The 22838-nt window shown below is 72.6% G+C and carries 18 protein-coding genes and 1 pseudogene; 11 read left to right on the forward strand and 8 right to left on the reverse strand.

Annotation, left to right across the window (positions count from 1 at the left end; genetic code table 11):
• Positions 1-64: 64 nt before the first annotated feature.
• Positions 65-637 (forward strand): GntR family transcriptional regulator, encoded by a 573-nt coding sequence (locus V2W30_RS31410; RefSeq protein WP_425244618.1) that lies wholly within the window; start codon positions 65-67, stop codon positions 635-637.
• 97 nt (positions 638-734) lie between these two features.
• Here V2W30_RS31410 and V2W30_RS31415 read toward each other — a convergent pair whose 3' ends face one another.
• Complete coding sequence (locus tag V2W30_RS31415) at positions 735-1496, reverse strand: hypothetical protein (RefSeq protein WP_338701837.1); 762 nt, start codon at positions 1494-1496, stop codon at positions 735-737.
• Positions 1497-1649: 153 nt separating this feature from the next.
• Positions 1650-3325 (reverse strand): annotated as a pseudogene (locus V2W30_RS31420) (PucR family transcriptional regulator).
• 307 nt (positions 3326-3632) lie between these two features.
• Between V2W30_RS31420 and V2W30_RS31425 the strand changes: the two are divergent.
• The 6 genes from V2W30_RS31425 (at position 3633) to V2W30_RS31450 (ending at position 11863) form a co-directional block, all read left to right on the forward strand.
• Positions 3633-4532: a xanthine dehydrogenase family protein subunit M gene (locus V2W30_RS31425; RefSeq protein ID WP_338701839.1), complete on the forward strand. Its 900-nt coding sequence runs from the start codon at positions 3633-3635 to the stop codon at positions 4530-4532.
• On the forward strand, positions 4532-5128 hold the full coding sequence (locus tag V2W30_RS31430; protein WP_338701841.1) for a (2Fe-2S)-binding protein: 597 nt from the start codon (positions 4532-4534) through the stop codon (positions 5126-5128). Before V2W30_RS31425 ends, V2W30_RS31430 begins: the two co-directional genes overlap by 1 nt.
• Positions 5129-5132: 4 nt before the next feature.
• Positions 5133-7532: a xanthine dehydrogenase family protein molybdopterin-binding subunit gene (locus tag V2W30_RS31435; protein ID WP_338701843.1), complete on the forward strand. Its 2400-nt coding sequence runs from the start codon at positions 5133-5135 to the stop codon at positions 7530-7532.
• 146 nt (positions 7533-7678) lie between these two features.
• Positions 7679-9136: an NCS2 family permease gene (locus tag V2W30_RS31440; RefSeq protein WP_338701845.1), complete on the forward strand. Its 1458-nt coding sequence runs from the start codon at positions 7679-7681 to the stop codon at positions 9134-9136.
• 43 nt (positions 9137-9179) lie between these two features.
• Positions 9180-10328: an XdhC/CoxI family protein gene (locus V2W30_RS31445; protein WP_338701847.1), complete on the forward strand. Its 1149-nt coding sequence runs from the start codon at positions 9180-9182 to the stop codon at positions 10326-10328.
• 527 nt (positions 10329-10855) lie between these two features.
• On the forward strand, positions 10856-11863 hold the full coding sequence (locus V2W30_RS31450) for a glycoside hydrolase family 6 protein (protein ID WP_338701849.1): 1008 nt from the start codon (positions 10856-10858) through the stop codon (positions 11861-11863).
• Here the strand turns inward: V2W30_RS31450 and V2W30_RS31455 are convergent.
• The 4 genes from V2W30_RS31455 to V2W30_RS31470 form a co-directional block, all read right to left on the reverse strand.
• The gene (locus tag V2W30_RS31455; RefSeq protein WP_338701851.1) at positions 11827-12855 is read right to left on the reverse strand and encodes a saccharopine dehydrogenase NADP-binding domain-containing protein; all 1029 of its coding nucleotides are present in this window, start codon (positions 12853-12855) and stop codon (positions 11827-11829) included. The genes V2W30_RS31450 and V2W30_RS31455 overlap by 37 nt on opposite strands.
• Before the next feature lie 141 nt (positions 12856-12996).
• Entirely contained in the window at positions 12997-13431 is a 435-nt protein-coding gene (locus tag V2W30_RS31460) for an SRPBCC family protein (protein WP_338701853.1), read from the reverse strand.
• Positions 13432-13514: 83 nt separating this feature from the next.
• Positions 13515-14306: a polysaccharide deacetylase family protein gene (locus V2W30_RS31465; protein WP_338703836.1), complete on the reverse strand. Its 792-nt coding sequence runs from the start codon at positions 14304-14306 to the stop codon at positions 13515-13517.
• 109 nt (positions 14307-14415) lie between these two features.
• Positions 14416-17469: a glycoside hydrolase family 3 protein gene (locus V2W30_RS31470; protein ID WP_338701854.1), complete on the reverse strand. Its 3054-nt coding sequence runs from the start codon at positions 17467-17469 to the stop codon at positions 14416-14418.
• Positions 17470-17947: 478 nt separating this feature from the next.
• Between V2W30_RS31470 and V2W30_RS31475 the strand changes: the two genes are divergently transcribed.
• Positions 17948-19498 (forward strand): hypothetical protein, encoded by a 1551-nt coding sequence (locus V2W30_RS31475; RefSeq protein WP_338701855.1) that lies wholly within the window; start codon positions 17948-17950, stop codon positions 19496-19498.
• A gap of 19 nt (positions 19499-19517) precedes the next feature.
• Here V2W30_RS31475 and V2W30_RS31480 read toward each other — a convergent pair whose 3' ends face one another.
• Both V2W30_RS31480 and V2W30_RS31485 read right to left on the reverse strand, forming a co-directional pair.
• Positions 19518-19985: a CBS domain-containing protein gene (locus V2W30_RS31480; RefSeq protein ID WP_338701856.1), complete on the reverse strand. Its 468-nt coding sequence runs from the start codon at positions 19983-19985 to the stop codon at positions 19518-19520.
• Positions 19986-20104: 119 nt separating this feature from the next.
• Positions 20105-21403, reverse strand: a complete 1299-nt coding sequence (locus V2W30_RS31485) for an ArsB/NhaD family transporter (protein ID WP_338701858.1) — start codon at positions 21401-21403, stop codon at positions 20105-20107.
• A gap of 197 nt (positions 21404-21600) precedes the next feature.
• Here V2W30_RS31485 and crcB (V2W30_RS31490) point away from each other — a divergent pair, with 197 nt between their 5' ends.
• Genes crcB (V2W30_RS31490) through crcB (V2W30_RS31500) form a run of 3 tightly spaced genes read left to right on the forward strand, consistent with a single transcriptional unit; the run spans position 21601 to position 22825 of the window.
• Entirely contained in the window at positions 21601-22083 is a 483-nt protein-coding gene (gene crcB / locus V2W30_RS31490; RefSeq protein ID WP_338703837.1) for a fluoride efflux transporter CrcB, read from the forward strand.
• Positions 22080-22454 (forward strand): DUF190 domain-containing protein, encoded by a 375-nt coding sequence (locus tag V2W30_RS31495; RefSeq protein ID WP_338701860.1) that lies wholly within the window; start codon positions 22080-22082, stop codon positions 22452-22454. Before crcB (V2W30_RS31490) ends, V2W30_RS31495 begins: the two co-directional genes overlap by 4 nt.
• Positions 22451-22825, forward strand: coding sequence for a fluoride efflux transporter CrcB (gene crcB, locus V2W30_RS31500; protein WP_338701862.1), 375 nt, complete (start codon positions 22451-22453; stop codon positions 22823-22825). Before V2W30_RS31495 ends, crcB (V2W30_RS31500) begins: the two co-directional genes overlap by 4 nt.
• The last annotated feature ends 13 nt before the right edge of the window (positions 22826-22838 follow it).

The following is a 22838-nucleotide window of genomic DNA, read 5'->3' on the forward strand; positions in this document are numbered from 1 at the left end:
ACCACACCCACAGCGAGCCCCCGCGCCCGGCGTCGCCGTCCGCGGGACGGTCGAGCGGACGTCGGTGCGCGGGCAGGTGCTCGACGCGCTGCGGGCCGCGCTCGTCTCCGGCGATCTGGCGCCCGGCGAGGTCTATTCGGCGCCCGCGCTCGGCGAGCGGCTCGGCGTCTCGGCCACGCCCGTGCGCGAGGCGATGCAGGAGCTGGCCAGGGAGGGCGCCGTCGAGGTCGTCCCGAACCGCGGCTTCCGCGTCACCGAGCGTACGGCCCGCGAGCGCGCGGAGCTGGCGGAGGTCCGGGCGCTCATCGAGGTGCCGGTCGTGCTGCGACTCGCCCGTACGGTCGCGGCCGCGCGCTGGAACGAGGTGCGGCCCGCCGCCCTGGAGACCGTCGCGGCGGCGTCCTCCGGCGACCTCGCCCGCTACGCCGAAGCGGACCGGGCCTTCCACCGGGCCGTGCTGTCGCTCGGCGGAAACGACCAACTGGTGCGGGTGGCCGACGACTTGAGGCGGCGCGTGGTGTGGGCGGCGTGCGATCTGGCACGGGACGCCGCCCAGCACGTCGCCCTGCTCGACGCGTTGGAGCGGGAGGACACGGCCGCGGTCGGCGTGCTGGTGCGGGAGCACTTCGGCGGCTGAGCGTGCGCCGGTCCCGGTGTGGCGTCCGCCGTAAGCCGGTCTGTCCGGGCCGGGGGCCGCGTGCGGCCGTGCCGCGCACGGACCCGGCCCAGGCCCCTCAGGCTGCCGCGGGGAGCGCTCCTGCCAGCCAGGTCGGGACGCCGCCCAGGAGGCGGAACAGGCGGCCCGCCTCCGCCCGCAGCCGGGCCTTCGTCTCCGGTTCGGGTTCCGCCTCCGCCAGGGAGACGAGGGCCGGGGCCGTGCCCACCAGGTAGCCCAGCTCCTCCCGCAGCCGCAGCGACTCCGCGAAACCGTGCCGCGCCTCCACCAACTCGCCCTCGCGCAGGGCCAGTCCGGCCAGGTGTCGCCAGGTGAAGGAGAGCAGCAGGATGTCGCCGTGGGCCGTGGCGCCCGCGTGGGCCCTGCGGTACGCGGCGCGGGCCGCCTGGGGCGAGTCCGCGAGGTTCTCCGCCATCAGACCCCGCCGGAAGTCCAGGATCGCCCGGCCCGCGGCGCCCGGCGCGATCAGGGCCGCCGCCCTGCCGAACGCCGAGCGGGCCTCGTCGACCCGGTCCCGCACCTTCAACAGCGTGGCGGCGTAGGCGAGTTGACCCCGCTCGCAGGCCGCGGCGCCGCGTTCGTCGTCGGTGTGCGCGAGCGCCTCGGCGGCGCGCAGCGCGTCCTCCGCCTCGGGCCAGCCCTGCTCCGTGTAGAGGCACCGCTCGACGAGCAGCGCCGCCCGCTGGAGCGCGGCGTGCGGATCCGTCGCCGCGTGGTGGTCGAGGAGCGCTGCCGCGTCGACCCAGCAGCCGCGTGAGCGCAGCCGCCATACCGCGGTCTGGAGTGGATCGTCCCCTGCGTTCGTTCCGGTACCAGACATGGCGGTATGCGCCACGTTGCCCTCCCCGAGCACGCCATCGAGCCGAGTTTCCGTGGGGCATCTCAGCACGGATCACCGGGCCCGGCCAAGGGGGTGGGTGAAAGATTTCACAAAGGGAGGGGGTTCCGGGCGGCGCCCGGAGCGGGTAACGGGTCAGCTCATGCGCAGGGCCAGGAAGAAGTCCAACTTGTCCTCCAGCCGCGAGAGATCACGGTTCGTCAGCTGTTCGATCCGGCCCACGCGATAGCGCAGCGTGTTGACGTGCAGGTGGAGACGGGAGGCGCAGCGGGTCCACGAGCCGTCGCAGTCGAGGAACGCCTCCAGGGTCGGGATCAGCTCCGCGCGGTGCTTGCGGTCGTAGTCGCGCAGCGGGTCGAGCAGACGGGCCGTGAACGCGCGGCGCACGTCGTCCGGCACGAACGGCAGCAGCAGGACGTGGGACGCCAGCTCCTGGTGGCCGGCCGCGCAGACCAGACCGGTGCGGGCGGCCGCGACGCGACGGGCGTGCCGGGCCTCCTCCAGCGCGCCGCGCAGCCCTCCGCCGAGTGCACGGCCGCGCTCACGCCGATGGTCAGCCGCCCGTCGTCCGCGAGCCCCGCCGACAGCGGGTCCCGCACGGTCCCGAGGAGCGTGTCCGCGATCAGGCCCTGCTCCGAACCGTCGTGCTCGGACGAGACCGCCGGGAGCGGGACGAGGGCGATCGCCTCGTCGCCGGTGTGCGCCACCGCGATGCGGTCGGACGGCTCGGGCCCCGACGAGAGGGGGTCGACCAGGATCTCCTCCAGGAGCGACTGGGCCACCGGGCCGCCCTCGATCTGCCCGCCCTCCCACTCGACGCGGGCCACGACGACCTGCCAGTGCGGGGCCGCGCCGAGGCCCGGGAGCAGCACCGGGGCCGCCACCCGCAGGCGCGCGGCGATCTCCGCGGGGGCCGCGCCCGTCTGGACCAGCTCCAGGACCTCCTGGGCGAGCCTGCGCCGTACCGTGCGGGCCGCGTCGCGCCGGTCACGCTCGACCGAGATCAGCTGGGTCACGCCCTGGAGCAGGTCGAGCCGCTCCTCGGGCCAGTCGCCCGCGTCCGCCTCGACCGCGAGCAGCCAGTCGGCGAGGACCGTCTCGCGCACGTCACGGGCCGCGGGGGCCGCGCCCCGGCCGCCGGAGCGGATCGGGAACAGCGAGTACGTGATGCCCTCGACCGTCACGCGGTGCGGCGCGCGGCGGCCCGAACGGGTCGCGGACAGATGCTCCGCCGCCAGCCGGGCGCACACCTCGGCGGGCAGCGCCGCGGCCGTCGAGCGCGAACCCGCGATGGCGCGCCCCGCCGGGGACAGCACCCAGGCCCGCAGGTCCAGGTCGCTGCCGAGCAGATCGAGGACGACCTCGGGGCCGCCCCCCGCCGGACCCGACGTCATCAGGCGCCGGTGCCGGTCCACGACGGCCGCCAGGTCACCGGCCCGCTCGCCCGAGACCTGGCGTACGACGTGCTCGGTGATCGTCGCGAACGCGACCGACTCGCTCACCGCGAACAGCGGCAGGCGGTGCCGTGCGCAGGCCTGCACCAGGTCCTCGGGGATGGCGCCCAGCTCCGCCTCACCGGCCGCGAGCGCGGTGGCCCCGGCCGTCGAGAGGATCCGTACGAACGGCTCGGAGTCGGAGGCGTCCCGCCGCCAGGCCAGACCGGTGAGCACGAGCTCGCCGCCCGACATGTAGCGGCTCGGATCGCGCAGGTCCGTCGTCATCACGCCACGGACCGTGCGGTCCAGCTCGTCCTCGCCGCCGAGGAGCCTGAGGCCCAGCGCGTCCGTGTCCAGCAATGCGCGCAGCCGCATGTCGTGGTCGCCGCCGATCTGTCTCGAAAGTGTGCGTCGTACGTGGCCAGAGACCTGTGGCTCCGGTTTCCAGGGGAAAACGGTGAGGTTTCTGATGCCTTCCGTTCATACGAATCTACAAGACACCCCCCTGGGCCAGCCAACTCCTTCATGGTTTCCGTGACTGACACAGGTGGAGCACAGAGCGGTGTACTGGCCCCACTCCACGTGAACACCACATGAACGAGCCCCCGTGATCCGCACATTGCGTGGCTCGATCGCTTCGAACGAACCACGAACCACGAATCTACGGAGAAGAGATCCGCTCATGGACTTCCTTCGTCCCGCCAGCTGGGAGGAGGCGCTCGCCGCCAAGGCCGAGCACCCCACCGCTGTGCCGATCGCGGGTGGCACCGACGTCATGGTCGAGATCAACTTCGACCACCGGCGACCCGAGTACCTCCTGGACCTCAACCGCATCAGCGAGCTGAGCGAGTGGGAGGTGGGCGAGGAGACCGTCCGGCTCGGCGCCTCCGTCCCGTACGCCACGATCATGGAGAATCTGCGGACCGAGCTGCCGGGCCTCGCGCTCGCCTCGCACACCGTGGCCTCGCCGCAGATCCGCAACCGCGGCGGCGTCGGGGGCAACCTCGGCACCGCCTCGCCGGCCGGAGACGCCCACCCCGCGCTGCTCGCCGCCGACTGCGAGGTCGAGGTCGAGTCCGTACGCGGCTCGCGGCGCATCCCGATCGACGCGTTCTACACCGGTGTGAAGCGCAACGCGCTCGCCCCCGACGAGCTGATCCGCGCCGTGCACATCGACAAGGCCGACGGACCGCAGCAGTACTCGAAGGTCGGTACCCGCAACGCCATGGTGATCGCCGTGTGCGCCTTCGGGCTCGCGGTGCACCCGCGGACGCGGACCGTGCGCACCGGCATCGGGTCCGCCGCGCCCACGCCGATCCGCGCCAAGGAGGCCGAGCAGTTCCTCAACGCCGCGCTCGAAGAGGGCGGGTTCTGGGACAACGGCAAGATCATCACCCCGTCGGTCGCCAAGCAGTTCGCGGACCTGTGCGCCGCCGCCTGCAACCCGATCGACGACGTACGCGGCACCGCCTCGTACCGGCGTCACGCGGTCGGCATCATGGCCCGCCGCACGCTCACCTGGGCCTGGGAGTCGTACCGCGGCGGAAGCGGCGAGACCATCGAGAAGGGGAGTGTCGCGTAATGCGCGTCAATTTCACGGTCAACGGCCGCAAGCAGGAAGCCGACGACGTGTGGGAGGGCGAGTCCCTGCTGTACGTGCTGCGCGAGCGGATGGGCCTGCCCGGCTCGAAGAACGCGTGCGAGCAGGGCGAGTGCGGCTCGTGCACCGTCCGCCTCGACGGCGTACCGGTGTGTTCGTGTCTGGTCGCCGCCGGTCAGGTCGAGGGCCGCGAGGTCGTCACCGTCGAGGGCCTCGCCGACTTCGCCAACAAGCGGTCCTGCGCGGCCGGTTCGTGCGGCACGGCCGGAGAGAGCGGCACATCGCTCCAGGAGGCCCAGGGCTGGTCCGCCAAGGGCACCGACTCGCAGACCGGCGAGGGCGCCGAACTCGCCCCCATCCAGCAGGCGTTCATCGACGCGGGCGCCGTCCAGTGCGGCTTCTGCACCCCGGGCCTGCTCGTCGCCGCCGACGAGATGCTGGAGCGCACCCCGAACCCGTCCGACGCGGACATCCGCGAGGCGCTCTCGGGCAACCTGTGCCGCTGCACCGGCTACGAGAAGATCATGGACGCGGTACGGCTGGCCGCGGCCCGCCAGTCCGCGCCGGAAGGGGCCTGACGTCATGGCCGACACACGCACCACGGGTATCCCCGCCAACGTCACCCAGGGGTCGCAGACCAAGGGCGGCATCGGCGAGTCCACGCTCCGCCCCGACGGCACCCTCAAGGTCACCGGCGAGTTCGCGTACTCCTCCGACATGTGGCACGAGGACATGCTGTGGGGCCAGATCCTGCGCTCGCCCGTCGCGCACGCCGAGATCCTCTCCATCGACACGGGCGAGGCGCTCGCCACGCCCGGCGTCTACGCGGTCCTCACCCACGACGACCTGCCGACCGACGTGAAGAACTACGGTCTGGAGATCCAGGACACCCCCGTCCTCGCGACCGGCAAGGTCCGCCACCACGGCGAGCCCGTCGCGCTGGTCGCCGCCGACCACCCGGAGACCGCGCGCCGCGCCGCCGCCAAGATCAAGGTCGAGTACCGCGAGCTGCCCGTCATCACCGACGAGGCCTCCGCCACCGCGCCGGACGCGATCCTCGTCCACGAGAACCGCGACGACCACCACATCGGCCACGTCCCGCACCCGAACATCGTGCACCGCCAGCCCATCGTGCGCGGCGACGCCGACGCGGCGGCCAGGCGCGCCGACTTCGTCGTCAAGGGCGAGTACACCTTCGGCATGCAGGACCAGGCCTTCCTCGGCCCCGAGTCCGGGCTCGCCGTGCCGTCCGAGGACGGCGGCGTCGACCTGTACGTCGCCACCCAGTGGCTGCACTCCGACCTCAAGCAGATCGCCCCGGTCCTCGGCCTGCCCGAGGACAAGGTGCGCATGACGCTGGCCGGCGTCGGCGGCGCGTTCGGCGGCCGCGAGGACCTGTCGATGCAGATCCACGCCTGCCTGCTCGCGCTCCGCACCGGCAAGCCCGTCAAGATCGTCTACAACCGGTTCGAGTCCTTCTTCGGCCACGTCCACCGCCACCCCGCCAAGCTGTACTACGAGCACGGGGCGACCAAGGACGGCAAGATCACGCACATGAAGTGCCGGATCGTGCTCGACGGCGGTGCCTACGCGTCGGCGTCCCCGGCGGTCGTCGGCAACGCCTCGTCGCTGAGCGTCGGCCCGTACGTGATCGACGACGTCGACATCGAGGCCATCGCGCTCTACTCGAACAACCCGCCCTGCGGCGCCATGCGCGGCTTCGGCGCGGTCCAGGCGTGCTTCGCCTACGAGGCCCAGATGGACAAGCTCGCCGACGCGGTGGGCATGGACCGGGTCGCGTTCCGTCAGCTCAACGCCATGGAGCAGGGCACGATCATGCCGACCGGGCAGCCGGTCGACTCGCCGGCCCCGGTCGCCGAACTGCTGCGCCGCGTCAAGGCGATGCCGCTGCCGCCCGAGCGCCAGTGGGAGTCCAGCGAGGGCTCCGACGTCCGCGCCCTGCCCGGCGGCCTGTCCAACACCACGCACGGCGAAGGCGTCGTCCGCGGCGTCGGCTACGCGGTCGGCATCAAGAACGTCGGCTTCTCCGAGGGCTTCGACGACTACTCCACCGCCAAGGTGCGCATGGAGGTCATCAACGGCGAGGCCGTCGCCACCGTGCACACCGCCATGGCGGAGGTCGGCCAGGGCGGCATCACCGTCCACGCGCAGATCGCCCGCACCGAGCTGGGCGTCGCGCAGGTGACCATCCACCCCGCCGACACCCGGGTCGGCTCGGCCGGTTCGACGTCCGCGTCACGTCAGACGTACGTCACCGGCGGCGCCGTCAAGAACGCCTGCGAGCTGGTCCGCGAGCGGGTCCTGGAGATCGGGCGCCGCAAGCTGGGCACCTACCACCCGGCCTGGGCCACCGCCGAACTCCTCCTGGAGGGCGGCAAGGTCGTCACCGACGGCGGCGAGGTCCTCGCCGACCTCGTCGACGTACTGGAGGACGAGGCGGTCGAGATCGAGGAGGAGTGGCGCCACCGGCCCACCGTCCCCTTCGACCTGGTCACCGGCCAGGGCAACGGCCACGTGCAGTACTCGTTCGCCGCGCACCGCGCCGTCGTCGAGGTCGACACCGAGCTCGGCCTGGTCAAGGTCATCGAACTGGCCTGCGCCCAGGACGTCGGCAAGGCGCTCAACCCGCTCTCCGTGATCGGCCAGATCCAGGGCGGCACGCTCCAGGGCATGGGCATCGCGGTGATGGAGGAGATCGTCGTCGACCCGAAGACGGCGAAGGTCAGGAACCCCTCCTTCACGGACTACCTGCTCCCCACGATCCTCGACACACCGACCATCCCGGTCGACGTGCTCGAACTCGCCGACGAGCACGCCCCGTACGGGCTGCGCGGCATCGGCGAGGCCCCGACCCTGTCGTCCACCCCGGCCGTCCTCGCGGCGATCAGGAACGCGACGGGTCTCGAGCTCAACCGGACTCCGGTCCGGCCCGAGCACCTGACGGGCACGGCTTCCGCCTAGCCCCTCACGGGGTGCCGGACACCGTGCCGGCACCCCGGACCCTCTCTACGCCTCGGGCCGTCCCCCGGGTCGTGCAGCCATCCCAAATCCCGCATGCCGTCAGGCATTTGGCGGGTGTCCCTGTGAACCTTGGGAAACGAGGCACCATGACCCAGCAGTCCGTGGAGCCGAAGACCACCGCCGAGGACGCGGGCTCCGGCTCGCGTGTCCCCGCCGGCAGGTCCTGGCTCGACCGCTACTTCCACATATCCGACCGGGGATCCACCGTCGCGCGCGAGGTGCGCGGCGGCGTCACGACCTTCATGGCCATGGCGTACATCCTCCTGCTCAACCCCCTGATCCTGTCCGGCAAGGACGCCGCGGGCGACACCATGGGCCAGAAGGCCCTGATCACCGCGACCGCCTTCGCCGCCGCGCTCACCACGCTCCTGATGGGCTTCGTCGGCAAGGTGCCGCTCGCGCTCGCCGCCGGCCTCTCGGTCTCCGGAGTGATCTCCTCGCAGGTCGCCCCCGAGATGACCTGGCCGCAGGCCATGGGCATGTGCGTGATGTACGGCGTCGTGATCATGCTGCTCGTCGTCACCGGGCTGCGCGAGATGATCATGAACGCGATTCCGCTGGCGCTCAAGCACGGCATCACCATGGGCATCGGCCTGTTCATCGCCCTGATCGGCCTGTACAAGTCCGGCTTCGTCCAGGTCGGCAAGGCCACCCCGCTCACCCTCGGCGCCACCGGCGAACTCTCCGGCTGGCCCGTCCTGCTCTTCGCGGGCACGCTCCTCCTGATCTTCATGCTCCAGGCGCGCAACACCCCCGGCGCGATCCTGATCGGCATCGTCACCGGCACGATCGTCGCGATGATCCTCAACGCGCTCGACGTCATCGACCCGAAGCAGTGGGCCAACGGCGCCCCCGAGCTGCACGGCAGCGCGGTCTCGTCCCCCGACTTCTCGCTCTTCGGCGACGTCGAGTTCGGCGGCTGGGGCGAGGTCGGCGCGATGACCGTCGGCATGATCGTCTTCACTCTGGTGCTCGCCGGCTTCTTCGACGCGATGGCCACCATCATCGGCGTCGGCACCGAGGCGAAGCTCGCCGACGACAAGGGCCGCATGCCGGGCCTGTCCAAGGCGCTGTTCATCGACGGCGCGGGCGGCGCGATCGGCGGCGTCGCCGGCGGCTCGGGCCAGACCGTCTTCGTCGAGTCGGCCACCGGCGTCGGGGAGGGCGCCCGCACGGGCCTCGCCTCCGCCGTCACCGGCCTGTTCTTCGCGGCCTGCCTGTTCTTCACGCCGGTCACCGCGATCGTCCCGCAGGAGGTCGCGTCCGCCGCGCTCGTCGTCATCGGCGCGATGATGATGATGAACGCCCGGCACGTCGACTGGGCGGACCGGGGCACCGCGATCCCGGTCTTCCTGACCGTGGTCCTGATGCCCTTCACGTACACGATCACCACCGGTGTCGCCGCGGGCGTCATCTCCTGGGTCGCCATCAAGATCGCCCAGGGCCGCGCCCGGGAGATCGGGGCCTTCATGTGGGGCCTGACGGTGATCTTCCTCGTGTACTTCGCCCTCAACCCGATCGAGGGCTGGCTCGGCGTCCACTGACGCCGCACCGCCTCCCGTACGCAACCGCTAAGGAGACCGAGACATGCTGGACATCGCCGAAGAGCTGCACCGGTGGGTCGGGCAGGGACGCGACTTCGCCGTGGCCACCGTGGTGGCCGTCGGCGGCAGCGCGCCCCGGCAACCGGGCGCGGCCCTCGCCGTCGACAGCGAGGGCACCGCGATCGGCTCGGTCTCCGGCGGCTGCGTGGAGGGCGCGGTCTACGAACTGTGCCGACAGGCCCTGGAGGACGGGCAGCCGGTCCTCGAGCGCTTCGGGTACAGCGACGACGACGCCTTCGCCGTGGGCCTCACCTGCGGCGGCGTCATCGACATCCTCGTCACCCCGGTACGCGCCGACGACCCGGCCGTACGGGACGTGCTCGCCGCGGCGCTGTCCGCCGCCTCCTCGGGGGAGGCGGCGGCCCTCGCCCGCGTCGTGTCCGGGCCCCGCGAACTCCTCGGCCGCGCGCTCCTCGTCCGCGCCGACGGTTCGTACGAGGGCGGGTTCGGCGCCCACCCCGAACTGGACCGCACCGTGGTGCGGGAAGCGGCGGCGTATCTCGACGCGGGACGCACCGCCACCCTGGAGACGGGGGAGGAGGGCGCACGCTGCGGAGCGCCGGTCACGCTCCTGATCGAGTCCTCCGTACCCGCGCCCCGGATGATCGTGTTCGGGGCGATCGACTTCGCCTCCGCGCTCGTCCGCATGGGCAAGTTCCTCGGGTACCACGTCACCGTCTGCGACGCCCGCCCGGTCTTCGCGACGCCGGCCCGCTTCCCCGAGGCCGACGACATCGTCGTCGAATGGCCGCACAGGTACCTGGAGCGCACGGAGGTCGACGGCCGCACGGTGCTCTGCGTCCTCACCCACGACGCCAAGTTCGACGTCCCGCTCCTCCAGCACGCCCTGCGCCTCCCGGTCGCCTACGTGGGAGCCATGGGTTCCCGCCGCACCCACCTCGACCGCAACGACCGGCTCCGCGACGTCGGCGTCACCGACCTGGAACTGGCCCGTCTGCGCTCCCCGATCGGTCTCGACCTCGGCGCCCGCACACCGGAGGAGGTGGCCCTGTCCATCGCCTCCGAGATCGTGGCGAACCGTCGCGGCGGCACCGGAGTCTCCCTCACCGGCGCCCACACCCCGATCCACCACGAGCCGGGTGCCGCACGCCGCATCGGGTCGGTGGCCTGAGAGTTCCCGCGGGGCACGGGGGTGGCTGACCGGCCCGACACGCCGGCTCGGAACGGCAGTTCACCCCCTTTTCGTACTCGCGCATCCCGCGCCGCGCCCCGCCGCCTCCTCCCACCCCACAACACCCGCCCCCTGCACCGCCCTTGACGCGGGGCGTCCCGCGCACGACTCTCGTGTGGGAGCGCTCCCGTCCGGCGTGGGAGCGCTCCCGCAAGTCTTCCGCAAGTCCCCGTGACCGCAAGGACCGAGGAGTGAACTGTGCGAGGACCTCTCAGACGTGCCCGTACGCGTACCCGTGCACGCGCCCGCATCCGTACGGCCCGGCGGGCGTCCACCGGCATAGCGGCGCTGGCCGTCGCCCTGGCGGTGTCGTTCGGCGGGGCCCCGGCCGCCGTCGCCGACGACGCCCCGGCCGCGAGCGCCCGCGGGCCCCGCCTCTACACCCCGACCCCAACCCGGACGCTCTGCGCCAGGTCGTCGGCCTCGTCAAGGCCGGGCAGTACCGGGACGCCGCCGGGATCACCGCCATGGTCGCCACCCCGCAGGCCGTGTGGTTCGGCGACCAGAGCCCGGCGGAGGTCGAGAAGCTGGCCCGGGACGTCGTCCGCGACGCGGGCCGCGACGACGCCGTCCCCGTGTTCGCGCTCTACAATGTGCCCGGCCGCGACTGCGCCAACTACTCGGCGGGCGGCGCCGCGAACACCGCCGAGTACCAGGCGTGGATCGACGCCGTCGCCCGGGGCATCGGGCGCGGCGACGCGATGGTGATCCTCGAACCCGACTCGCTGGCCCTGCTGCCCGCCGACTGCGGGCAGGACGACGCCGCGGGCACGAAGACCGCCGCCCGCTACGCCGAGGTCAACTACGCCGTCGACCGGTTGGAGCCGCTGCCCGGCACCCGCGTCTACCTCGACACCGGCCACCCCGGCTGGCACGCCGTCGGCTCGATCGTGCCGCGCCTGATCAAGGGCGGCGTCGAGCGGGCCTCCGGCTTCTACACCAACGCCTCGAACTACAACGCAGACGACGCCAACTCCTGGTACGGCAAGCTGATCTCGTCGTGCATCGCCCACGTCGACGCGGGCGGCGACGCCGCCGACTGCCCGCACCAGTCCGCGCCGCGCGCCGAGACGCAGGCATGGATCGACGCCCACGTCCACGTCCCCGCCTCCCGGATGACGCACTTCGTCACGGACTCCAGCCGCAACGGCCGCGGCCCGTGGGTCCCGCCGGCCGGCAAGTACAGCGACCCGCAGGACTGGTGCAACCCGCCGGACCGCGGCCTCGGCGCCCGCCCGACCCTGCGCACCGGCGACCCCTTGCAGGACGCGCGCCTGTGGATCAAGACGCCGGGGGAGTCGGACGGCCTGTGCCTGCGCGGGACGGCGGGCCCCGAGGACCCGGAGCGGGGCACGGTCGACCCGAAGGCCGGGGACTGGTTCCCGCAACAGGCCCTGGAACTCGTGCGGTACGCCGAACCGCCGCTCCTCCCGGGTGATCAGGGCTCGGGGAGTGCCGCCTCGAACACGCCCTGATCCGCCAGGGTCCGCAGGAATCCCGCCGCCTCGAACGCCTCGGCCGGGCTGAACACCCCGGCCTTGCACGGCCCTTCACCGCCGGTGAGCCGCAGCACGGCCTCCACCGAGGCGACCGCCGCGGCCCGCCAGATGTCCCGCCCGCGCACGTGCGCGTTGCGGCCGCCGCCCCCGGCCCGTACGACCTGCACCGCCACGGTGAACTCGGTGCGGGCCCGCTCCTGCGGGCTCGCGTCGACACTGCTGAAGATCTGCTCCTCCTCGAACGTCGAGGCGGTGAGCTGCACTTCGACGGCGCGGGTCGGCACGTGCCGGGGCACGGTGACGACCTCGCCGGACGGGAACGGCACGATCGTGGTGCGCGGCCCGACCGGCGGCGGGAACGGGAAGACGGAGTTGCGCACCTCGACCGGCCCGATCCGCTGGGCCCCGTCCGCGTACGAGATCCGGTCGATCTCCCCGATGAGCAGGTTGGCGGTGCTCACGGCGCCCCGCGTCATCCGCCAGCCGGTGACGGCGTAGCCGACGGTCACCTTCTCCACGTCCGGCAGCCCCGCGGCCGCCGCCGCGGCGAGCAGGTCGCCGAAGCCCCCGTAGAAGCTCATCTGCGGGATCAGGACGGCGCCGGTCCGCTCGGCCGTGCCCTGGAACGCGTCGAAGAGGTGCTTGACGGGGTGCGGCTCGATGGCGTGGTCGACGTACGGGATCCCGGCCTCGGCGGCCGCGGCGGCGACCGGCGGTCCCGTGGTCGTGAAGGGGCCCGCGCAGTGGTTCAGCGCGTCGGCCCCGCGGGCGAGCCGGCGGAGCGCCTCGCTGTCGTCGAGGGGTGCCACGTGGACGTGGACCCGGTCGGGGGCGGCGAGTTCGGCGGCCAGCGCGCGCAGCCCCCGTTCGTCGCGGCCGGCGAGGATCACGTCCTGGCCCCGGGCGAGGAGTTCGGCGGTGACGAGGCGCCCCGTGTGCCCCGTGGCGCCGTAGACGGCTATGGCCATGAGCGGCTCACTTCCGTGCGAGGAGGGTGACCGGAAGGGGACAAGTTACAACTCGGGCGTGCGGATGGGGAGTTGTCCGGCACATCGGCAGCAGGCGGACTGTTCGCAAGCGTGCCCTGTGTGTCGGTGGTGGGCCGTGGGTCAACCGCCGTGGCGCAGCAGCCCGTTCATCGCCCGGCCGAACATCCGGCGCCCCGCGGCCGCGAGCAGCGGATCGGCGGCCTTGGGCACCCCGCGCACCCCGATGTCCTCCCGCCACTCCACGCGCGCTCCGCCGCCCTCGCGCTCCCGCACCTCGAACTCGGCCCAGCCCGTGACGAAGGTGCCCCGCTTCTCCATCCGGCAGCGGTGCGGCGGCTGCCACTCCACGACCTCCATCGTGTCGTCGAAGCCCAGGCGGCGGCCGATCCCGGTGCGGGCCACGAACCTCGTGCCCACGGCGGTCGGCGGCGGCGTGGGCACGGTGACACGGGTGAGCGGGACGACGTCGCCGTGCCGCTCCCACTCGGTGAGCCGTTGCCAGGCCTCGGCCGCGGAAAGCGGTGTGTCACGGATGATCCGGATGTGGGCGGTCATGGCGCGATTCTAGGAGCCGGATCTCGAACCGTGCGTCGGAGCCACGGCCCGCGGGCCCACCTGTCGGGGCCGGTGCGGTGACCTCAGGGCTTGTAGACCTTGCCCGGCTCCGCCGTGCCCGGCGCGAGCAGCTGCGGCACCGTCACGAACACGTAGCCCTTCTGCTTGAGGGCGTCGATGATGCCGGGGACGGCCGGGACCGTGCCGCGGTAGATGTCGTGCAGCAGGATGATGCTGTCCCGCCGGGTCTGCGTCACGGCCCGCTTCTGGATCAGGGCCGAGTCCGTGGTCTCGTAGTCCTTGCAGGTCACGTCCCACAGGATCTGCGCGAGCCCCTCCTCCTTGGCGAGTGCGCTCACATGGTCGTTCGTGCGGCCCTGCGGCGGACGCATCAGCGTCGGGCGCTTGCCCGTCAGCCGCTCCACCGCGTCGTCGGTGCGCTTGAACTCGGCCCGGATCGTGTCGTCGTCGACGTCGGTCAGGATCTTGTGGTCCCAGGTGTGACTGGCGAGCTCGTGCCCCTCGCGCGCCATCCGCTTCACCAGGTCCGGGTGCTTGGCGATGTGGTTCTTGCCGAGCAGGAAGAACGTCGCGGGGACCTTCTTGTCCTTCAGGATGTCGAGCAGCCGGGGGCTGTTCTCGCTCGGGCCCGCGTCGAAGGTGAGCGCGACGCACTTGGCCCTGCGGCAGTCGACCGTGCCGAACGCGCTCGCCGTGCGGGCACCGCCACCGGACGTGGCGTCGGCGGCGGAGACCTTGCGGGCCCTGCTCGGCTTCGTCGTGTCGTACTGCGTACAGGCGCTCAGGCCGAGGGAGAGGGCTCCGGCGGTCGCGAGAACGGCGACCGCGCGGAACCCTCTCCGTATTTTCGTCATCTTCACAGGCGTGACAGGCATGCCGTCACTATACATACGGCGTATACGCGGGGTGTATAGCCGTCTGAACTGCTATTTCTCTGTCAGGCACGCTTCCAAGCGTGCTGCGTCATGCCTCCTTGTAGGCCGTGATCAGCTGCGCGATCGCCCCCGCGTAGTCCCCGGTCAGGGCGAGGTGGTCGGCGGTCGCGAACGGCTTCGCCCACCCCGGGGTCACCGTGCCGCCCGCCTTCTCCTGGACGATCAGCCGCGCCGTGCCGACCAGCGCGCGTCCCGCCGTGGCGTCGTGCGCGTGGCGCGCCGCCGCCGCGAGTGCCGTGAGCGTGTGCGCGCCGCCGCCCGGCGTCTTCGTCAGCGTGGTGAGCCCGTAGCCGTACGGGAACTGCGGGTCGTACGCCGCGTCGCCCACGTTGATCGGCAACTGGGCCTGCGACTTCGGCCAGGTGACGGGGAGTTGACCGGTGAACGGCCGCTTCCCGTACAGCACGTCGGCGACGCCGTCGCCCTCGGTGCCGGGCAGCCAGGAGGCGACGAGGCCGTCGATGGCCCCGAGCCGGTCGCCGATCAGCTGCGGCCGGCCGGAGACCATGAGGACCACGCACTTCATCGCGCCGCAGACCCGGTCCACGGCGGCCTGGTCGGCGGCCGTCAGCTCCAGGTCGTTGCCGTTGCCGACGTCGCCGATGCCCTCCGCGTACGGGGTCTCGCCGACGACGACCACGCCCACGTCGTACCCGGCCGTCGGCGCCGAGGCGTCCTTCGAGTACGCGACGGTCGCGTCCGGGGCCGCCTTCTTCATGGCCTGGAGAATCGTCGTGCCGTCGGTGTGCGTGCCGGACTGGCCCTGCCAGGTGATGGTCCAGCCGCCCGTCTGGTTGCCGAGGTCGTCGGCGTTCGACCCGGCGACGTACACCTTCTGCGACGTCTTCAGGGGCAGTACGCCGCCGTCGTTCTTGAGCAGCACCTGCGACTCGGCCGCCGCCTGCCGGGCCACCGCGCGGTGCGCGGCCCCGCCGATGTCGTCGATCCTCGACGTGTCGGCGTACGGCTTTTCGAAGAGCCCCAGCCGGAACTTCTGGGTGAGGATGCGGGAGACCGCGTCGTCGACGCGCCGCTGTGTGACCCGTCCCGCCGTCACCTCGGCGACCAGATCGTCGCGGAACTCCTTGTACGCGTACGGGGCCATGACCATGTCGACACCCGCGGTGACGGACGTACGGACATCGCTCGCGTAGTCGCCCGGGATCTGGTTGATGCCGTCCCAGTCGCTGATCACGAATCCGTCGAAGCCGAGCTTTCCCTTCAACTCCCCATTGATCATGGCTCCGTTGGCGTGCATCTTCACGGGGCCCTGGTCGTCGCCGACGATGTCGAGCGAGGAGTACGACGGCATGACCGTGCCCACACCGCGCCGCACCGCCTCGCCGAACGGCGCGAGGTGCACCGCGTCGAGCTCCTGCCGGGTGACCGTCGTGACGCCCTGGTCGATGGTGTACGTGCCGGTGGTGGAGGAGCCGTAGGTGGTGCCGCCGTCGCCGACGTAGTGCTTGGCGGTGGCGAGCACCTTGTCGCCGCGGTCGAGGTCACCGCCGTCCGCGCGGCCCTGGAAGCCCTGGATCATGGTCTCCATGGACTCGACGAGTGCCGGGTCCTCGCCGAACGACTCGTACGACCGGCCCCAGCGCTCGTCGCGCGTCACGCACAGGCAGGGGGCGAAGTCCCACGGGACGCCGGTGGCGCGCACCTCGGACGCCGTGACGGCGCCGGTCTTCTCGGCGAGCCGGGGGTCACGGGTCGCGCCGATGCCGATGTTGTGCGGCATGACCGTCGCGCCGGCCAGGTTGTTGTGGCCGTGCACCGCGTCCACGCCGTAGATCAGCGGGATCTGGAACCGGGTCGCCCGCGTCCGCAGTTGGAAGCCGTTGACCATCGCGGCCCAGGCCTCGGCGGTGTTGGGCGTCGGCGTCGAACCGCCGCCGGAGAGCAGCGAACCCAGGTCGTACGCGGCGACGTCGCCCCCGGTGCCGACGGCACCCCGCTCGGCCTGCGTCATCTGCCCGGCCTTCTCGGCGAGCGACATGCGGGAGACCAGGTCGGCGACGCGCTTGCGCACCGGGAGCTTCTTGTCGAGGTACGGCAGCCCGTGCGCGTCGATGACGACCTGCGGGGTCTCGGCGGGAGCCTTGGCGCCGGTCACGGTGAGCTTCAGCGGGATCGTCTCGGCGTTCTCCGCCTGGTCGCCGTCCCGGGAGGTCGTGACGGTGACCGACTTCGCCGCGCCGGACGCGGTGCCCGCCGGGAAGGTCACCTCGCCGGTGACGGGGGTGTAGTCCTTGCCGCTCGTCGCCGTGCCGCCTTCGGTGGCGTACTCGACGGTGACGTCGTCGGCGATCGGCACGTTGCCCGTGGTCGTCACGGACAGCCTCACCCGCGCGGAGCCGCCCTCCTTCACCGGGTACACGGCCGCGTCCGTCGCCACCTGTGCGCGCAGCGACTGGTCCGCCTTGCCGTACAACTCGACGTGGTCCAGGGCGAATCGGCTCTTCGTGCCGACGGGCAGCGTGAGCGCGTAGCCCCACATCCGGTCGAGGCCGAGGACATGGTCGATGCCGCCGACCGGCTGGTAGTCGGTGCGGTACGCGAACTGCGTGAACGGCAGTTCGACCTGCTTCCAGCCGGTGAAGTCGTCCGTGAACGAGGTGGTCCACAGTTCGGACGCCTCGCCGTGCGCGCCGCCGTCCTTGAGCTCGAAGGCGATCTTCCGGCCGGAGCCGTCGCCGTCCCACCAGAAGCGGATGCCCCGGTGCGCCGACCAGTCGTGGGCCGGCTGATCGGCGGCGTAGTCGTGCGTGAAACCGCCGTAGCCGCTGATGTCGTACGCGCCTTCGAGGACCTTGGCGCCCTCCGGCGCGTCCGCGCGTTCCCTCAGCTCCAGCTTCGGCGGGTCGTCGGCGTCGCTGCCCCAGGTGAACAGGCCCTCGGCGGGCTGCGAGGCGAACGGCACCTCGCCCTCGAACCGGTCGACGGCGACGGGTGCCGGGTCGGCGGCCGCGGCCGGACCCGCGGTGGTCAGGGGCAGCAGACCGGCGGCGAGCGCGGAGACGGCGAGCAGGGCGGCCCGTCGTCTTCGGCCCGATCCCGGCGTGCGTGTGGAGTGACGCAAGATTCCCTCCCGATGGTCCCGATACGGGTGTTGGTGGTGCGCCGTGATCGTTGCGGTGTGTGCGGTGTGCGCGGTGTGTCTTAATTCAAGTGTTGAGTTAAAGGGGGTGCGGGGAGGGCGTCAAGGCTTCGGAACGTAAAGGGAGTTGGCGCGGTGTGACCGATTGACAGCAGCCCGCATCGACCCGGATCGTGTCAACCTGGGTGTGACACCTGACGGTTGGGGGACCGCTATGAGGTGGCCGGGGGACGCGTCCGACAGTCGCGGTGACGGGAGTGGGGCAGGGGGCGAGACAGGAGGCGGCGGCTTCGGCCCGCCACCGCCGATGCCGCCGTCCGACCGGCCGCCGATGCCAGGTCGCCCCTCGACGCCTCCAGCAGGCCCACCGCCGATGCCGCCGTCCGGTCCGGCCCCGGGTCCCGCGTACGGGCCGGGGCAGCCCTACGGTCCACCGCCCGGCGGCGGCCACGTCCCGCCCATGCCTCCCGGCCCGCCGCCGGGCCCCGCGTACGGCCCGCCCGCGCCCGCCGCACCGCCGCCCGGCCCCGCGGAGCCGGCCCGCGCCGTCGCGGCCGGGCTGCTCAACCTCAGCGGCCTGGGCCTGGGGTACCTGTTCCTGCGCCGGTGGGTGCTCGCCGCGCTCTGCGTCGCCGCGACGGTCGTCCTGATCGTCGTGGCCCTGCCCGCCGACCCCGACGGCGTCCCCGGATGGGCCGTCCTCGGCTACCTCGCCCTGCTGCTCGTCGCGGCCCTCGACGGCGCCCGGCGCGGGCTGCGCGCCCCCGCGACCGCCGTGACGGTCAAGCCCGTTGTCGCCGTCGTGGCCGCGCTGGCCCTGCTCGTCGTGCCGGTCGGGGGAGCGGTCGGGTACGACCGGCTGCGCGACGACGCCGTGGAGGAGATGCTCCTCGACCGGCTCGCCGCCACCGACGACCTGGTGAAGAAGGCCGACGGCCAGGACTTCGCCCAGGCCCGCCCCACCTACCGCAAGGCCCTGGCCCGCTACCGGGCGCTCACCGAGGACCACCCGGACTCGAAGGCCGCGCACCGCGTGCACGACAGCCTCGACGCGTACTACAAGGCGGTCGCCGCCCCGTACCGCGAGGACGACCACTGCGCCGCCGTCGCCCCCCTGGAGTACCTGCGCGACGTCCCCAGGAGCATCGACCCGGACGTCCTCGGCACCCTGCGGACCTGGCCCGACAAGCCCCTGGCCGAGTCCCTCCTCACCTGCGGCACCGGCAGGCTCGGCACCGCGCAGGGCGACGGCGAGGGCGGCGAACTCGGCCGACTCCTGCGGACGTTCCCGAAGTCGGCGCAGGCCGCGAAGGTGGAGCCCGCCGTGCGCGCCGCCGTCGACGCCCGCGCCGCCGACCTCAAGGGCGCCGAACCCTGCCGCGCCACCGACGAGTTGCGCAGCATCGGCGACACCGCGAAGGCCCTGCCCGACCCCGCGCCGGGCCATCTGCGCGACGACGTCGCCGGAGCCGTCGAGAACGGCGCCTACGCCTGCGGGATGGACCAGTTCGACGACAAGAAGTTCGCCGAGGCCCGCAAGACCCTGGCCGACTTCGCGAGCACGTACAAGAGCGACAGCCGCCGCGCCCGCGCCCGGCAGGTCGCCATCGCCGCCGAGATCGCCGAGCAACGCCCCGCCGCGGGCGCGCACTTGCCGCCCAAGGGGTCGCCCGGCGGCTCCCGGATGCGGCTGGTCATCAGCAACGACGGGCCCGACCCCGTCGAGGTCCTCTACACCGGACCCGTCACCGGCCGGATCACCATCGGCGGCTGCGCCTCGTGCCGGACGTACGGGAGCGAGGCGGCGGGCCGCAGCAAGGCGTGCCAGGCGAGCGGCACGTCCTACCCGAAGAAGACGCTGCGGCTGCCCGCGGGCACGTACCACTTCCTGCACAAGCCGGGCGGTTCGGCGGCCACGGCCCGCAGCAGGGCCGCGGGCGGCAGCATCCAGCCCGGATACTCGTACACGCAGTGCAGTTACGTGGTGAGCGGCGGACTCGGCACTCTCTGACCCGTCGGCGCGGACGTGCTCAGGGCGCGTCCCCGACGCCGAGCAGCTCCTGGAGCAGGTGCGACGCGGTGATCACCCCGAGCAGCCGGCCGCCGTCCCGGCCGCGCTCGGTCACCGCGACGAGCGGGCTGCGCACCTGCGCCATCAGCGCGGCCACCTCCAGGGCGGTGTCGTCGGGCGCGGCCACCGGCGGGGGCGCCGGTTTCGACGGGAGGCAGTCGCCGACCGTGCGCCCCTTGAGGGCCTGGCACAGCCGGTCGGCGTGCTTCTCGTCGACGACCGCGGCGAGCGTCGGATCCTCCAGGACGTACGCCGGAACGATCACCTTCACCAGCTGCGACGCGGGCAGGACCGCCGCGGGGGTGCCGTCCGCGCCCAGGACGAGCAGCCCCGGAAGGCGGCGCTCGGCCATCAGCCGGGCGGCGTCGGTGGCGTCGTCGGCGACACCCACCGTCTCGTACTCGACCGCGAGGTCACGTGCGCGCACTTCAACTCCTCGGATCCGTGGTGCCTGTGTGCGCCAGCGTCGTACGGACGGTGGCCGATGACCAGCGGCGCGCCGGACCTTGACGCTCCCTGTACGCGGCCCTCGGCGCGGGGCGCGGGTCAGGCGAGCGCGAAGTACCGCAGCCACACGTACGCCGCCGACACCGCGACCGTCACGGCGGTGACCACGAGTCCGTACTTGGTGAACTGCCAGAAGGAGATGGGCTGCCGGCCCCGCTCGGCGATGCCGAGGACGACGACGTTGGCGCTCGCGCCGATCGCCGTGGCGTTGCCGCCGAGGTCGGCGCCGAGCGCGAGCGCCCACCACAGCACGCGGTCGGCCGAACCGCCCATGTCCTGGACGAGGTCGGCGGTGATCGGGGCCATCGTCGCCACGTACGGGATGTTGTCGACGATGCCGGACAGCACGGCGCTGCCGCCCAACAGGACCATGGAACCGCCGAGTTCGCTGCCGCCGATCAACTGCGCGAGGCCCTGCGAGACCTCGGCGACGACCCCGGTCTCGATGAGGCCGCCGATCATCACGAAGAGGCCGGCGAAGAACGCGAGCGTGGGCCACTCGACCTCGCCGAGCACCTCGCCCGTCTCCACGCTCGACACGGCCACCAGGAGACCGGAGCCCAGCAGCGCCACGACGCTGGGCTCGTAGTGCAGCACCGGGTGCAGCACGAAACCGGCCACCACCAGGACGAGCACGACCAGGCCCTGTACGAGGAGGCGCGGATCCTTGATGGCCTCGCGCTCCTCCAGGGCCATCACCTCGGCGGCGCGCTCCTCGTCGTACACGAACGACGCGCGGAACATGACCCGGCACAGCAGCACGAGGACGACCGTCAGGACCACGGCCAGCGGCGCGAGATGCACCAGGAAGTCGTTGAAGGTCAGGCCCGCGCGGCTGGCGATGATGATGTTCGGGGGATCGCCGACGAGGGTGGCGATGCCACCGATGTTGGCGGCGAAGACCTCGGCGATCAGGAACGGCGCGGCGGGCAGCGCGAGCCGCTCGCAGACCAGGAGCGTGACGGGGGCGACGAGCAGCACGGTGGTGACGTTGTCGAGCAGCGCCGAGGCCACGGCGGTGAGGACGACGAGCATCACCATCACGCGGAACGGCCGTGCGCGGGCCCGCTTCACGGCCCAGATCGCGAGGTACTCGAACATGCCGGTCTTCTTGAGCACGCCGACGATCATCATCATGCCCATGAGCAGGAAGACGACGTTCCAGTCGATGCCGGAGCCGGTCGAGTAGAAAGCGGCCTTGTCGTCCGTGGCGCCGAGGGCGAGCATCAGGCCCGCGCCGCCGAGCGCGGCGGCCACCCGGTGGACCTTCTCGCTGATGATGAGGGCGTACGCGCCGACGAAGACGGCGACCGCCGCCCAGCTGTGCCAGTCGCTCACGGTGCTCCGATCGAGGGTCGGCCACGAGCGGCGGTTTCGCCCACCCGTCATCACTCGCCGACCAGACTTCCCGGCACACCGCCGGGAACCTTACACGTCCTTGACGCGAGGCTCGGCGGGTAGGGCGGACCGGGCCGGGATAGGCTTCCCGGCGCGCTGAGCAGGAGAACGTACCCGTGGAAAAGGCCCGTCAGCCCATGATCGAGGACCCCGTCGAACCGGACGCCGACACCGGCATCGAGCGCTCCGCCGCACCGCGCGCGCGGCGCCGGGAGCAGTGGCGCGGCCAGGGCCCGGTCGTCGCGGTGGTCGCGCTCGGCGGCGGGACCGGCGCGGCCGCCCGGTACGGGGCGTCGCTCCTGTGGCCCACCGCGGCCGGCGCCTTCCCCTGGACGACGCTCGCCGTGAACGCGGTCGGCTGCGCGGTCATCGGTGTCTTCATGGTCGTCATCACCGACGTGTGGGCGGCCCACCGCCTCGTCCGCCCGTTCTTCGGCACCGGCGTCCTCGGCGGCTTCACCACCTTCTCCACGTACGCCGTCGACATCCGGCAGCTCGTCGACGGCGGCCACCCGCGCACCGCGCTCGGCTATCTCGCCCTGACCGCGTGCGCCGCCCTGGTGGCGGTATGGACCGCGGCGCGTCTCACCCGCCGCGTCATCTCACGGAGGCAGCGATGACGAGTCGACGGCTGACCGGATCCGCCCTGCGCGTCACGGTCTTCATCGGGGAGAACGACACCTGGCACCACAAGCCCCTGTACGCCGAGATCGTGCGCCGCGCGCACGCGGCGGGGCTCGCCGGGGCGTCCGTCTTCCGCGGCATCGAGGGCTTCGGCGCCTCCTCCCTCGTCCACACCAGCAGGCTCCTCTCGCTCAGCGAGGACCTGCCGGTGGCGATCGTCGTCGTCGACACCGAGGACCGGGTCCGCGCGTTCCTGCCGCAGCTCGACGAACTCGTCGCCGAGGGCCTCGTCATCCTCGACGAGTGCGAGGTCATCCGGTACGTGGGCCGCGACGCCGACCCGGCCGACGGAGAGGACCCGGCGTGAACTGGCTCCTGGTGATCGCGGGCGCCATGGTCGGCGCGCCGCTGCGCTACCTCACCGACCGCACCGTCCAGTCGCGGCACGACACGGTGTTCCCCTGGGGCACGTTCGCCGTGAACGTCGCGGGCTCCTTGATCCTCGGCCTGGTCACCGGCGCGGTGGCCGCGGGCGCCGCGTCGTCGCACGTCCAACTGCTTCTCGGCACGGGCCTGTGCGGGGCCCTGACGACGTACTCCACGTTCTCGTACGAGACGCTGCGGCTGACCGAGGACGGGGCTCGCTTCTACGCGGCGGCCAACGTCCTGGGCAGCATCGCCGCGGGCCTCGGCGCGGCCTTCCTCGGCGCGACGCTCGCCGAGGCGTTCTGGGCCTGACGGCGGGGCTTGC

This window comes from Streptomyces sp. Q6, assembly GCF_036967205.1.
Classification (GTDB): domain Bacteria; phylum Actinomycetota; class Actinomycetes; order Streptomycetales; family Streptomycetaceae; genus Streptomyces; species Streptomyces citrinus.

Bases quoted from the DNA above. Each gene is read 5' to 3' on its own strand.
- V2W30_RS31440 (WP_338701845.1), top strand. From the start codon at position 7,679: ATGACCCAGCAGTCCGTGGAGCCGAAGACCACCGCCGAGGACGCGGGC.
- V2W30_RS31435 (WP_338701843.1), top strand. From the start codon at position 5,133: ATGGCCGACACACGCACCACGGGTATCCCCGCCAACGTCACCCAGGGG.
- V2W30_RS31455 (WP_338701851.1), bottom strand. From the start codon at position 12,855: ATGGCCATAGCCGTCTACGGCGCCACGGGGCACACGGGGCGCCTCGTC.
- V2W30_RS31450 (WP_338701849.1), top strand. From the start codon at position 10,856: ATGGTCGCCACCCCGCAGGCCGTGTGGTTCGGCGACCAGAGCCCGGCG.
- V2W30_RS31495 (WP_338701860.1), top strand. From the start codon at position 22,080: ATGACGAGTCGACGGCTGACCGGATCCGCCCTGCGCGTCACGGTCTTC.
- V2W30_RS31415 (WP_338701837.1), bottom strand. From the start codon at position 1,496: ATGTCTGGTACCGGAACGAACGCAGGGGACGATCCACTCCAGACCGCG.
- V2W30_RS31465 (WP_338703836.1), bottom strand. From the start codon at position 14,306: ATGACGAAAATACGGAGAGGGTTCCGCGCGGTCGCCGTTCTCGCGACC.
- V2W30_RS31460 (WP_338701853.1), bottom strand. From the start codon at position 13,431: ATGACCGCCCACATCCGGATCATCCGTGACACACCGCTTTCCGCGGCC.
- crcB (WP_338703837.1), top strand. From the start codon at position 21,601: ATGATCGAGGACCCCGTCGAACCGGACGCCGACACCGGCATCGAGCGC.
- V2W30_RS31425 (WP_338701839.1), top strand. From the start codon at position 3,633: ATGGACTTCCTTCGTCCCGCCAGCTGGGAGGAGGCGCTCGCCGCCAAG.
- V2W30_RS31430 (WP_338701841.1), top strand. From the start codon at position 4,532: ATGCGCGTCAATTTCACGGTCAACGGCCGCAAGCAGGAAGCCGACGAC.
- V2W30_RS31475 (WP_338701855.1), top strand. From the start codon at position 17,948: ATGCCTCCCGGCCCGCCGCCGGGCCCCGCGTACGGCCCGCCCGCGCCC.
- V2W30_RS31445 (WP_338701847.1), top strand. From the start codon at position 9,180: ATGCTGGACATCGCCGAAGAGCTGCACCGGTGGGTCGGGCAGGGACGC.